The organism is Frankia sp. KB5 (assembly GCF_002099325.1).
GTDB lineage: Bacteria > Actinomycetota > Actinomycetes > Frankiales > Frankiaceae > Frankia > Frankia casuarinae.
In genome coordinates, this window is the sequence record NZ_MRUJ01000021.1 from 1 (window position 1) to 13,430 (window position 13,430).

Consider the following 13,430-nt stretch of genomic DNA (forward strand, 5'->3'; position numbering starts at 1 on the left):
CCGCGGGGAGCGGCGACGGCCCTTCGCCGCGCTCCCCCTGGCGTCGGCGCCCGACGCCGTCACGTCCCATCCGCGACGCCCCGGCCCACGAGGGCCGCCGCCCGGTCCGGCGTCGGCCGCGCGACCGCAGCCGTGGGACGGGCCCGATCGAGCACCGCGATGAACTCCGCGATCAGATCGACACCCTCGGTGGCGACCACCCGGGCCTCGACGAGATCCCCCACCCCGACGAGATCCCCCACCCCGAGGCGCTCCGGCCCGTCATCCGCCGCGCCGCCCGGGGACAGTCGCACGACGCACCCGCCGTCGACCTCCGCCTGCTGGTGGGCGGCGCAGCCGGTGGCCAGACCACCGGCGACCTCCTCCACCAGGACCTGTACCCGGGAGCCGATCCGCGCGTCCGCCCGGGCGGCGGTCAGCTGCTCGACGAGGTCGGTGACGCGTACCCGGYGGCGCTCGATCAGCTCATCGGGGATCTTGTCTGTCAGCCCGGCGGCCTCGGTACCCTCCTCGTCGGAGTAGCCGAACACGCCGACGGCGTCGAGCTCGGCGGCCTCGAGGAACTCCGCGAGGATGTCGACATCCTCGGGGGTCTCCCCCGGGAACCCGACGATGACGTTGGATCGCGCCCCCAGCTCGGGCGCCAGCGCGCGGGCGCGGGCGAGCAGGTCGAGGAAGTGCCCACTGCCACCGAAGCGGCGCATCCGGCGCAGCACCGGCGGGCTCGCGTGCTGGAAGGACAGATCGAGATAGGGCGCGAGGCCCGGAGTGGTCAGCAGCACCTCGAGCAGCGACGGACGCATCTCGGCGGGCTGCAGGTAGACCGTGCGCACCCGGACGATGCCCGACACCGCCGCGAGTTGCGGCAGCAGCTTCTCCAGCGCGCGCAGATCCCCGAGGTCCTTGCCGTAGGAGGTGGAGTTCTCGCTGACCAGGACCAGCTCGCGGGCACCCTGACCGGCCAGCCATTCGGCCTCGGCGAGCACGTCGTCGGGTGACCGCGAGACGTGGGAGCCGCGGAACGACGGGATCGCGCAGAAGGCGCAGCGCCGGTCACACCCGCTGGAGATCTTCAGGACGGCGACCGGCCCGGCCGTCAACCGCCGGCGCAGCGGAACGGCTCCGGTGGACACCGCGGCCGGCGGGAGAGCGGGGGCGGCCCGGTCCACCGGGGTGATCGGCAGCATCGTCCGCCGGTCACGCGGGGAGTGCGCGGGCACCGGGGTACCGGCCAGCACGGCCGCGAGGTGCGTGGCGATGTTCGGATAGGCATCGAATCCGAGGACCGCGTCCGCCTCGGGCAGGCTCTCGGCGAGCTCGGTTCCGTAACGCTCGGCCAGGCAGCCCACGGCCACCACCGCGCGCGGACCCGGGCCGGCGCCGTCCGCGGGACCGGACGGACCGCCACCGGCCCGCAGGCCGTCCGCCGCAAGCAGAGCGTCGATGGAGTCCTTCTTCGCCGCGTCGACGAATCCGCAGGTGTTGACGAGCACGGCGTCGGCGTCGGCGGCGTCGGAGACGAGCTCCCACCCGTCCGCGCCGAGCCGGGCGGCCAGCTCCTCCGAATCCACCTCGTTCCGGGAACAACCGAGCGTGATCAGAGCTACCCGGCGATGGAGGCGTGTGGACACCAGGTCAGGCTACCGGGACCGGCGCGGGCGGTGGCGCGGCCACGAGACCGCTACGCTGTTCGTCGCCGACCTCGCAGGCGCCGGAGGCTGCGGCGCTCACCCGGATCGTCACGACCTGYCCGAGCCCGCCCGGCGCCCCGAGGCTCCTGCCGTTGCACGACACATCGACCGCACCGGCATTGCCCACCCTGATGTGCAGGGCCCCCGACGCCGTCACCGTCCGGCTGTCGCCGGACTGCAGGAGCTGGGAGAGCAGGACATGCTCGGCGTCGTCGCGCACCTCCAGCCAGCTCTGCGCGTCGCGTACCGTCAGGACGACGTTCACCCCTGTCGGCGCGGGCGTGGTCACGCTGGGAGCGGCCGGGCTCGTCGAGACCGGCGGGACGCTCACGGTCGGAGTGAGCCCCACGGCCCCGCCCGGCCCCGGCGCGGCCCTGTCGTCCGAGGAACCGGAGGAACCTGGCAGCAGCAACGCGAGAGCCGCGATGACGCACACCACGACCAGCGAAACGATCATTGCCGGACCCCACCGGAACCCGCCGCGCCGCCGGCGGGACCCCCCGCGCAGCGGATCGAACTCGGCCGAGGGGATAATCATCAATGGGCCGGTGTGGTGCTCGTGCGAGGCGTCGTAAGCCGCCAGCACCCGCCCGGGATCGAGCCCGAGGGTGGTGGCGATGCTGCGCAGATGYCCGCGGGCATACACCGTGCCGCCGCACTGCGAGAAGTCGTCCCGCTCGATCTGATCGATCAGACCCGCCCTGACCCGGGTGCGCTCGCTGACCTGGGAGACCGTGAGACCGCGGTCACRCCGCGCCGCGGCCAGGATGGACCCGACGCTGTCCCGCGGCTGCGGATCGTCCGCGGACTGCATGAGCGAACCTCCGCAACCGTCTTTTCCGCCTACCGTGGGCGCGAGGCCTTCAGTTTACGGTGCGTCCCCCGGCGCTGAAAGCGGGGACATTCCACCGGAGGCTTCCTCATCCGTTACGCAGGGTTGTGAGCAAACCCTCCAACTCGTCCGGCATGACCAGCACGTCACGCGCCTTCGATCCCTCACTTGCGCCGACGATGCCCCGGCTCTCCATCAGGTCCATCAGCCGCCCGGCCTTCGCGAACCCGACCCGCAGCTTGCGCTGCAACATCGAGGTGGAGCCGAACTGCGTGCTCACCACGAGCTCGACGGCCTGCAGGAAGAGCTGCAGATCGTCTCCGATCTCCTCGTCGATCTCCTTCCTGGCCTCGCCGCCGGCGTCGAACACGTCCTCCCGGAACGCCGCCGGCGCCTGTTCCTTCGTGTGGTCGACGATGGCCGCGATCTCGTCCTCGGAAACGAAGGCACCCTGGATACGGGCGGGTTTACCYGCTCCCATCGGCAGGAAGAGCGCGTCCCCCAGGCCGACGAGCTTCTCCGCGCCGGCCTGGTCGAGGATCGTCCGGCTGTCCGCCAACGACGCCGTCGCGAAGGCGAGYCGGGACGGCACGTTCGCCTTGATCAGACCGGTCACCACGTCGACGGAGGGCCGCTGGGTGGCGAGYACCAGGTGGATGCCCACCGCCCGGGCCATGGCGGTGATCCGGCAGATGGCGTCCTCGACGTCGCGCGGCGCCACCATCATCAGGTCGGCGAGCTCGTCGACGATGGCCAGGATGTAGGGGTAGGGCACGTAGACACGTTCGGATCCCGGCGGGGCGGCGATCTCGCCGTTGCGCACTTTGCGGTTGAAGTCGTCGACGTGACGCACCCCGCACGCGGCCAGGTCCTCGTACCGGTTCTCCATCTCCTTCACGACCCATTGCAGCGCATCGGCCGCCTTTTTGGGATTCGTGATGATCGGCGTGATCAGATGGGGAATACCCTGATAGTTCGTCAGCTCGACCCGCTTGGGGTCCACCAGCACCATGCGCACCTGGTCAGGGGTGGCCCGGGCCAGCACCGAGGTGATGAGGGTGTTGATACACGTCGACTTGCCGGCTCCGGTCGCCCCGGCGATGAGGATGTGCGGCATCTTGGCCAGGTTGGCGAGCACGTAGCCGCCCTCGATGTCCTTGCCGAGACCGACAACCAGCGGATGCGGGTTACCGATCGCCTCCCCGCTGCGCAGGACGTCGCCGAGCGACACCAACTCCCGGTCGGTGTTGGGAATCTCGATACCGACCGCGCTCTTGCCCGGGATCGGACTGATGATCCGCACGTCCGGGCTCTTCACCGCGTACGCGATGTTCTTCGTGAGCTGGATGATCCGCTCGACCTTGACCGCGGCACCGAGCTCGACCTCGTAGCGGGTCACCGTCGGTCCCCGGGTGAAGCCGGTGACCTGGGCGTCCACTTTGAACTGGGCGAACACGTCGGTCAGCGAGGCAATCACCCCGTCGGTCGCGGCCGAGCGGACCTTGGGCGGCGTACCGGAACGCAGCAGGGTCGGCGACGGCAGCCGGTAGTCACCGTCGGTCGGGGGGACCAGATGCTCGATCTCGCCGCCGAAGTCCGCGGAACCCGGACCGGGGACGCCGGTCGCGGTGTCCGCCGCACCCGCGGTCACCCGGGCTGTCCGGGCCCGGGCCCTGCGCTGCGACCCGGGCGGTGCGGCCCCCGCTACCGGTTCCCCGCCACCGGCGGCCGCACCGCCCGGGTCGGGGGCCGTGGTCACGTAGCCGGTGTCCGCCTCCGGGCCGGCGAGCTCGCCGAACAGGTCGAGGGCGAGATCCCCGGCGGGCGGCCCGGCGGGCGGCCCGGCGGCATCGGCGGCATCGGCGGCATCGCCATCACCCGGGGACGTTCCCCCAGGCGGGGTCGCCCGACCACCACGCCGACGCCGACCCCTACCCGCCCCGGCCGCCCCGGCTGCGAGCAGGCCGTCGGACAGCTCCGAATCGTCCTCGGGGTCGTCGCGGAAGTCCGCGTCCGCGTCGTACTCGCCGGCATCCCGGGCGGGACCGCGCACCCCGATGGTGAGCCGATCAACGAGTTCACCGAGCCGCTCGGGCACCTGGCGGACAGGGGTCGCCGTGATGACGAGAACGCCGAAGAACGTCAGCAGCAGCAACAGCGGAACGGCGACGTACGGCGTCACCGCGCTCGCCAGCGGGAGGCCACCGAGYAGCCCGACGACGCCACCGGCCGCCCGCATCCGGGCGACGCCGTCCGAGAAGTCGGGCAGGCCACGGGCGATGTGCACCATGCCGAGCAGACCGACGGCGACCGCCGTCCACCCGATCACCACCCGGCCCCGGCTATCCGGATCGGTCGGGGACCGGACCAGCCGCCACGCGGCGCCCAGGCCGAACAGCGGCAGTACCCAGGCGCCGGCGCCGACCAGCAGCTCCAGGATCGCGGCCACATACCTCCCCAGCGGCCCGGCGGCGGAGAACCACACCGAGGCGCCGGCCAGGATCGCCCCGCCGAACGCGGTCAGGCCGAGCCCGTCACGCCGGTGCCCTGGATCGATGTGCAGCTCACGGGCGCCCCGACCGGCCCGGCGCAGCACGGTGCCCAGCGCCGTCGCCGCGCCCATCCACAGCCGGTAGACGCTCTTGACGACTGTCTGGCCGATCAGCAGCGACAGCGGGGGGCGACTCGCCCGCGCCGGTGGACGGGCCGGTGTCCTACCGCGGCCGGYCGCGCGGGAGCTGCCCGACCGGCCAGAGCCGCCCGACCGGCCAGCCGCCGTCGATGCGCGTGCCTTGCCGCCCTGACCGCCGCCTCGCGAGGTACCTTCACCCCGCGAGGTGCCTTGACGCCCACCACCGCCCCTCGGCCGGGACGTGGCCGTCTCCGTCTGCGCACGCGTCCGCGCGCCACTGGTCCGTGTGGCCACCGTCGAAACGGTACACACGAGCGTGCCCGAGTACTGGCAACCCCGACGAACCGGGCGCGCCGCAACGCCTCAGACCTCGAGAACCACCGGAACGATCATCGGACGGCGCCGGTAGTTCTCGTTGACCCAGCGACCGACCGTACGCCGCACGAGCTGCTGCAGGGCCGTCAGATCGTTCATCCCGGTGCGCATCGCGTCCACCAGCCCGTCGCTGACCAGTTTGGAGACGGAGTCGAAGGCGCCCGGCGCATCGGAGAAGCCGCGGGCGGAGAGATCCGGGCCGACGACGACCTTRCCCGCCGCGGCGTCCACCACGACGGTGATCGTGATGAAACCCTCCTCGCCGAGGATCCGGCGGTCCTTCAGGCTCGGCTCACCGACGTCCCCGACCGCGGCGCCGTCAACGTAGACATAGCCGCAGGGAACAACGCCGGTGATCCGCGCCCGGCCGTCAAGCAGGTCGATGACCATGCCGTCCTCGGCGAGCACTACGTGGTCCGGGGGCACCCCGGTCGCCTCGGCGAGCTTGGCATGGGCCCGCAGGTGCCGCCATTCGCCGTGGACCGGCATGACGTTGGACGGCCTGGTGGCGTTCAGAACGTAGAGCAACTCGCCCGCCGGGGCGTGACCCGAGGTGTGCACCTTCGCCACGCCCTTGTGAACGACCTTGGCGCCGTAGCGGGTCAGCCCGTTGATCACCCGGAACACCGCGTTCTCGTTGCCGGGGATGAGGCTGGAAGCGAGCACGACCGTGTYGCCGGCCTGGATGCGGATCTGGTGATCCCGGTTGGCCATCCGGGACAGGGCCGAGAGCGGCTCCCCCTGGGAGCCCGTGGAGATCAGGCAGATGTTGCGGTCCGGCAGCGCGTCCACGTCCCGGGCGTCGACGATCAGACCCGGTGGCACCCGCAGCAACCCGAGGTCGCGGGCCACTCCCATGTTGCGGACCATCGACCTGCCCACGAAGCAGACCGACCGGCCGTGCTCCTCGGCCGCGTCGAGCACCTGCTGCACCCGGTGCACATGGCTGGCGAAGCAGGCGATGATGATCCGGCGGGTCGCCTCGCGGAAGACTCCGTCGAGCACCGGGGYGATCTCCCGCTCGGAGGTGACGAACCCGGGCACCTCGGCGTTGGTCGAGTCGGACAGCAGCAGGTCCACACCCTCGCGGCCGAGCCGCGCGAAGCCCCCCAGGTCGGTCAGCCGGCCGTCGAGCGGCAGCTGGTCCATCTTGAAGTCGCCGGTGTGCAGGACGAGCCCGGCCTCGGTGCGGATGGCCACGGCCACGGCGTCCGGGATGGAGTGGTTGACCGCGAAGAACTCGCACTCGAACGGCCCGAAGGCGTGCCGCTCCTCCTCCCGGATCTCCTGAGTGACCGCCTTGACGCGGTGCTCGGCGAGCTTCGCGTTCATCAGCGCCAGGGTGAGCCGGGTGCCGATCAGCGGGATGTCACGCCGTTCCCGCAGCAGGTAGGGCACCGCCCCGATGTGATCCTCGTGTGCGTGGGTGAGGATCACCGCCTCGATGTCGTCGAGGCGATCCCGGATGGCGGTGAAGTCGGGCAGGATCAGGTCGATCCCCGGCTGGACGTCCTCCGGGAACAACACCCCGCAGTCCACGATCAGCAGCCGGCCGGCGTGTTCGAAGACGGTCATGTTGCGACCGATCTCCCCAACCCCACCGAGCGGGATGATCCGAAGGCCGTCCGCGCGCAGCGGCGGCGGCGGGCCGAGGTCGGGATGCGGATGGCTCATGAGACCTCACCCGCCGCGGCGACGGCCAGCCCGACGGACGACCCGGACCCGGACGACCCGGACCCGGACGAGGCGCCGGCCGGCGCGCCCCGCCCCCCGGCCTCGACGCCGCCAGGCGCGCCCGGCGGCCCGGCGGCGTCGAGGAGCGCCTCGGCGAGGTCCGCCCGCAGCCGCGCGACCTCGGCGGGAGTGGCGTCCACCAACGGTGGCCGGACCGGCCCCGCGGGCAGCCCGGCCAGCCGCAGCGCGGCCTTGGCCAGGATCACGCCCTGGGTGCGGAACATTCCTTCGTACGCGGGCAGCAAGCCCTGATGCAGCGCGATCGCCCGACCCACCTCACCGGCCCCGAAGGCCTCGATCATGGCACGGATCGCGGGTGCGGCCACGTGCCCGACAACACTGATGACTCCGCATGCCCCGATGGACAGCAACGGCAGATTGAGCGCGTCGGTGCCGGAGTAATACGCCAGACCGGTCCGCGCCAGCACCCAGGAGGATGCGGGCAGATCGTCCTTAGCGTCCTTGACCGCGACGATACGCGGGTGTTCGGCCAACCGCACCAAAGTCTCCGACGCCACCGGAACCCCGGTCCGGCCGGGGATGTCGTAGACGACGACCGGTAGCCCGGTCGCCTCGGCGACGGTGACGAAATGCCGCAGCAACCCGGCCTGCGGTGGCTTGTTGTAGTAGGGCGTCACGACGAGCAGGCCGTGCGCGCCCGCGGCTTCGGCGGCCCGCGCCAGTTCCACGCTGTGCGCGGTGTCACTCGTCCCGACACCGGAGATCACGCGGGCACGGCTTCCCACGGCCTCGACGACGACCCGCACCAGGCGGTCCTTCTCCTCGTCGGTGGTCGTCRGAGACTCCCCGGTGGTGCCGTTGACCACGAGCCCGTCGTTGCCGGCGTCCACCAGACGGCTCGCGAGCTGCGCGGCACCCGCCTCATCGAGACCGCCGTCCGCCCGGAACGGCGTGACCATCGCTGTGATCACGCGCCCGAACGGCGCCGGCGGCAACATTGACATACCGGTCACGCTAGACGGCACCTCCGACATCACCTCGGCGACCGACGTCACCCGCCGGACCGCCGAACCTCCACGTTCACTCCTCCGACACCGCCGGGCCGGCACCGGTCCATCCTCCGCCCACGCCGCCTTTCCCGCTCCGMCGGCCCGAGCCGGGTCTGCTCCCCGGACCCGCCCACAAGCACCACCGGCGACCGGCGCGAGACCCGCGGGGGYCGCCGGGCCACCACACGCGGATACCATCCGGCCCAGCCCGGGGACGGCGCACCGCGCGGTGTCGGGCACCGCGACCGGGTCGGACGCCGATCGGACCCTGCCGTCACCGGATGGAGACGGATCGCGACCGGCCGGGCCCCGCTCGGGGACGACGGGACGACCGGCGAAGACAACACCGCACCGCACCGGACCGGACCGCGCAGCACCGTCCCACTCGCCGCGACAGAGCCTCCAGAGTACCGCCACCGGATCGTCCGGGCGGTGCCATCCGGCGGCGCGCGGGTCCGCCAGGATCGCACCCGCCACCCGGGACATTACCGTAATGCCGGACTACCATCACCCATTGCCACCAGCGAGGRCCGCCCGGGTCCCGCGGGCGATCTCCAGGTCCTCGCGTGCCTCGATCACGAGCGTGCGCACGGCGGCCCCCGGCACGCCGATCTCGCGCTCCGTGCCACCAGATGGGCCCGTACCACCAGATGGGCCCGTACCACCAGATGGGCCCGTACCACCAGATGGGCCCGTGCCGCCCGGCAGACCCGTACCACCGGCCCGGGCCGGATCGTTACGCTCGGGATCCACCGCCACGCCCAGGTAGCCGAGTCCGGCCGCGGCCCCGGCCCGCACGGAGGCGGAGTTCTCCCCGACGCCGCCGGTGAACACCAGGGCGTCCAGCCCGCCCAGCGCGGCGGTCATCGCGGCGATCCCGGCGCGCAGCCGGTGCAGGTAGACCGCCAGCGCCAGCGCGGCGGCAGGCTCACCCGCGGCGACGCCGGACTCGACATCCCGCATGTCCGCCGTCCCCGCGAGCGCGCGCAGCCCCGCCGAGGTGAACAGGCGATCGGTGAGCTCGTGCGCGCTCAGTCCCGCCTCCGTCTGCAGCCACAGCAGCGCGCCGGGATCCACGGTGCCGGACCGGGTGGCCATCACCAGGCCCTCCAGCGGGGTGAAGCCCATCGTGGTGTCCACCCCCACCCCGTCGAGAACGGCGGCGAGCGACGCGCCCGAGCCGAGATGACAGGTCACGATGCGCCGCGCCCCGGTGAGCGCGGCCGCCCGCCGGGAGACGTGGGCGTGGGACAGGCCGTGGAAGCCGTACCGGCGGATGCCATACCGCTCCCGCCACTCGGCCGGGATGGCGTAGGTGATGGCCTCCGCCGGCATCCGGCTGTGGAACGCCGTGTCGAAGCAAGCGACCTGCGCCACCTCGGGCACGGCCGCCCCGACCTCGTCGAGGGCGGCAAGTGCCGCAGGCTGGTGCAGGGGGGCGAGGGCGGTCAGCCTCCGCAGCCGCTCGGCCACGGCCCGGTCGACGACCACGGGTGCGGTGAAATCCGTCCCGCCGTGCACGATGCGGTGCCCGACCGCGCCCGGCTGGCCACCCTCGTGGGTGAGCTCGCGCAACGCGGCGATGACCCCGGCCGGGTCCACCCGACCGGCTGGCGCGGTGAGATCGCGCGCGGCGAGCAGGACGTCGTCCGGGCCGATCAGCCGCAGCTTGAGGCTGGCCGATCCGGCGTTGACCACCAGGACGTTCATCGCGACGGGGCGGGGCTCGGTAGGGGCGAGGCTCAGTAGGGCCAAGTCCAGTTCCGGATCTCCGGGGCGTCCTCGCCGTGGTCCCGGGTGTAGGTCCGGGCCGCGAGCCGCGCGTCGATCATCTGCTGCCGGACGTGCGCGGCGCGGGCGCCCAGGCTCGGTACCCGGTCGATGACGTCCGCCACCAGGTGGAACCGGTCGAGGTTGTTCAGCATGACCATGTCGAACGGGGTGGTGGTCGTCCCCTCCTCGATGTAGCCACGGACATGCAGGTTGTGATGGTTGTGCCGCCGGTAGGTCAGCCGGTGGATCAGCCAGGGATAGCCGTGGTAGGCGAAGATGATCGGCCGGTCGGTGGTGAACAGYGCGTCGAAGCGGGCGTGCGAGATGCCGTGCGGATGTTCCGCCTCGTCCTGCAGGGACATCAGGTCGACGACGTTGACGACGCGCACCTTCAGATCGGGGAAGTGCTGGCGCAGGAGGTCCACCGCGGCGAGGGTCTCCAGGGTCGGGATGTCCCCGGCACAGGCCATCACCACATCCGGCAGCCCGTCGCCGGGCGCGTCGTGGTCGTTGCTGGCCCAGTCCCAGATGCCCAGGCCACGGGTGCAGTGGGCGATCGCCGCCGGCATCGACAGGTAGTTCAACGCCGGCTGCTTGCCGGCCACGATCACGTTGATGTAGTGCCGGCTGCGCAGGCAGTGGTTGCCGACGGAGAGCAGGGTGTTCGCGTCCGGGGGCAGGTACACCCGGACGACCTCGGCCTTCTTGTTCACGACGTGGTCGATGAATCCGGGGTCCTGATGGGAGAAGCCGTTGTGGTCCTGCCGCCACACGTGGCTGGTCAACAGGTAGTTCAACGATGCGATCGGGCGCCGCCACGGGATGTGCCGGGTGGTCTTCAGCCATTTCGCGTGCTGATTGACCATCGAGTCGACGATGTGGATGAACGCCTCGTAGCAGGAGAAGAACCCGTGCCGGCCGGTGAGCAGATAGCCCTCCAGCCAGCCCTGGCACAGATGCTCGGAAAGCACCTCCATGACCCGACCGTCCACGGCCAGGTGCTCGTCCGTCGGTTCCGTCCCGGCGTTCCAGACGCGGTCGGTCACCTCGAAGAGCGCACCCAGCCGATTGGAGGCGGTCTCATCCGGGCCCATCACCCGGAAGGTGCTCGGATTGGCGGCCACCACGTCCCGTAGGAACGCGCCCAGGATCCGGGTCGGCTCGGCGAGGGTGGTCCCGGGGGCGGTGACGTCGACCGCGTAGTCACGGAAGTCGGGAAGAGTCAGATCACGCAGCAGCTCGCCCCCGTTGGCATGYGGGTTCGCACTCATCCGCCGGGGACCGCGGGGGGCGAGCGCGGCGAGTTCGGCCCGCGGGGCGCCGCCGGCATCGAAGAGCTCCTCCGGCCGGTAGGAGCGCAGCCACGCCTCCAGCTGGGCCAAGTGCCCGGGGTTGTCGTGCAACTGCGCGACGGGCACCTGGTGGGACCGCCACGTGCCCTCGACCGGCAGGCCGTCAACAGTGGCCGGCCCGGTCCACCCCTTGGGGGTCCGCAGCACGATCATCGGCCAGGTGGGGCGCTCGGTGCGGCCGTGGCGGCGGGCCCGGTCCTGGATCTCGTGGATCTCGCCGACGGCGGCGTCCAGGACGCCCGCCATCCGCTGGTGCACCGCGGCCGGGTCGTCCCCGACCACGAAGTACGGATGGTACCCGTAGCCACGCAGGAGCGCGGTCAGCTCCTGCTCGGGGATGCGGGCCAGGATCGTCGGATTGGCGATCTTGTAGCCGTTGAGGTGCAGGACCGGCAGCACCGCGCCGTCGCGACCCGGGTCGAGGAACTTGTTGGAGTGCCAGCTCGCCGCGAGCGGGCCCGTCTCGGCCTCCCCGTCCCCCACGACGGCGCAGACCACCAGGTCGGGATTGTCGAAGGCCGCGCCGTAGGCGTGGGTCAGCGCGTAACCGAGCTCGCCGCCCTCATGAATGGACCCGGGAGTCTCCGGCGCGACGTGGCTGGGAATTCCGCCGGGGAAGGAAAACTGCCGGAACAGCCGCCGCATCCCCGCCACATCCCGGCCGATCGAGGGGTAGACCTCGCTGTAGGTGCCTTCCAGGTAGGCGTTCGCCACGATGCCGGGACCGCCGTGACCCGGACCGATGATGTAGATGGCGTTCAGGTCCTTTGCCCGGATCACGCGGTTCAGATGGGCGTAGATGAGGTTCAGGCCGGGAGTCGTGCCCCAGTGCCCGAGCAGGCGCGGTTTGACGTGCTCCGGACGCAGCGGCTCGGTGAGCAGGGGATTGTCGAGCAGGTAGATCTGTCCGACGGACAGATAGTTCGCCGCTCGCCAGTAGGCGTGGATGAGGTCAAGCTCCGCCGGGGACAACGGCCCCGCGGCCGGATCCGCCCCGCTCCGCTCGGCGTCGACGACGCTCGTCATCGGCTGTACTCTTTCTCTTTCTCCCAGTAAATCAATAGACGGCCGGCGGCGGGAAGGTCCGGCGCTCAGCCCTCCCCCACCAGCGGGCTGGAGGCGACCTCGGTGCCGTCATCCAGCGTCGAGATCCGGAAGTCGGCGAACACGTTGGGCGCCACCCGGAGCAGTTCCCGCAGGACGGCGACGGCAAGCCCGCGGATCTCCACGTCGGCATGCTCACTCGCCCGCATCCCGATGAAGTGCCGCCACGCCCGGTAGTTCCCGGTGACCACGATCCGGGTCTCGGTCGCGTTCATCAGCACCGACCGGGCCGCCTGGCGCGCCTGCTTGCGCCGTGAGATGGGCGCGGAAACGTCGGCGAWCCGCTTCTCCAGACCTTCCAACAGGCGCCCGTAGGCCTCCAGCGAGGCCGCCGCGGCCTGTTGGAACAGGGCGTGCAGCTCCGGATCGGCCGCGATGACCTCCGGTTCCACCACGGCGGCGTCCCGCTCGGGGACGTAGCGCTGGGAGAGCTGGCTGTAGGAGAAGTGCCGGTGCCGGACCAGCTCATGGGTGAGGCTGCGCGACACCCCGGTGAGATAGAGCGATACGGTCCCGTGCTCGAGCACGGACAGATGCCCGACGTCGAGAATGTGCCGTAGGTAGCCGGCGTTGGTCGCGGTCGCCGGATTCGGCTTGTTCCAGCTCTGGTAGCAGGCCCGCCCGGCGAACTCGGCGAGGGCCTGACCGCCGTCGGCGTCGGTGCTCCAGACCACGTCGTCCGGGGGGATGAACTCGGTCTTGGCGATCACCTGGACCCGAAGCCGCACGGACGTCGGTTCGGACGTCGGTTCGGACGTCGGCTGCGACACTGCCACCTCCATCATCCATCATCTGGACGCGGGACCCGTTGCCCGGTCGCTGGCGGACTCCGCCCACGATAGACGGCGCCCATCCGCCGGGGCGCGGGGACCTCACCCGGCGGCGGCATGCACCCGGACGCCAGGCCTGCAATCACCCGACCGGGCC

8 protein-coding genes are annotated in these 13,430 nt (G+C 71.7%); all 8 read right to left on the reverse strand.

Annotated elements, in window-relative coordinates; genetic code table 11:
• Positions 1-59 precede the first annotated feature (59 nt).
• The 8 genes from KBI5_RS02175 to thyX all read right to left on the reverse strand — a co-directional run bounded on the left by KBI5_RS02175 (position 60) and on the right by thyX (position 13,288).
• Positions 60-1,631 carry a MiaB/RimO family radical SAM methylthiotransferase gene (locus KBI5_RS02175; RefSeq protein WP_085014177.1) on the reverse strand — a complete coding sequence of 524 codons (1,572 nt, stop codon included), beginning with the start codon at positions 1,629-1,631 and terminating at the stop codon, positions 60-62.
• Positions 1,632-1,635: 4 nt separating this feature from the next.
• The gene (locus tag KBI5_RS02180) at positions 1,636-2,505 is read right to left on the reverse strand and encodes a helix-turn-helix domain-containing protein (protein ID WP_085014178.1); all 870 of its coding nucleotides are present in this window, start codon (positions 2,503-2,505) and stop codon (positions 1,636-1,638) included.
• Between the two features lie 106 nt (positions 2,506-2,611).
• The gene (locus KBI5_RS02185) at positions 2,612-5,146 is read right to left on the reverse strand and encodes a DNA translocase FtsK (RefSeq protein ID WP_241882610.1); all 2,535 of its coding nucleotides are present in this window, start codon (positions 5,144-5,146) and stop codon (positions 2,612-2,614) included.
• A 372-nt stretch (positions 5,147-5,518) separates the two neighbouring features.
• The gene (locus KBI5_RS02190; RefSeq protein WP_085014179.1) at positions 5,519-7,204 is read right to left on the reverse strand and encodes a ribonuclease J; all 1,686 of its coding nucleotides are present in this window, start codon (positions 7,202-7,204) and stop codon (positions 5,519-5,521) included.
• Positions 7,201-8,259: a 4-hydroxy-tetrahydrodipicolinate synthase gene (gene dapA, locus KBI5_RS02195; protein ID WP_085014197.1), complete on the reverse strand. Its 1,059-nt coding sequence runs from the start codon at positions 8,257-8,259 to the stop codon at positions 7,201-7,203. Before dapA ends, KBI5_RS02190 begins: the two co-directional genes overlap by 4 nt.
• Before the next feature lie 522 nt (positions 8,260-8,781).
• Positions 8,782-9,984, reverse strand: a complete 1,203-nt coding sequence (locus KBI5_RS02200; RefSeq protein WP_085014198.1) for an acetate/propionate family kinase — start codon at positions 9,982-9,984, stop codon at positions 8,782-8,784.
• A gap of 32 nt (positions 9,985-10,016) precedes the next feature.
• Positions 10,017-12,425, reverse strand: coding sequence for a phosphoketolase family protein (locus KBI5_RS02205; RefSeq protein WP_011437922.1), 2,409 nt, complete (start codon positions 12,423-12,425; stop codon positions 10,017-10,019).
• Between the two features lie 65 nt (positions 12,426-12,490).
• Positions 12,491-13,288, reverse strand: coding sequence for an FAD-dependent thymidylate synthase (gene thyX / locus KBI5_RS02210; protein ID WP_241882611.1), 798 nt, complete (start codon positions 13,286-13,288; stop codon positions 12,491-12,493).
• Positions 13,289-13,430: the final 142 nt, after the last annotated feature.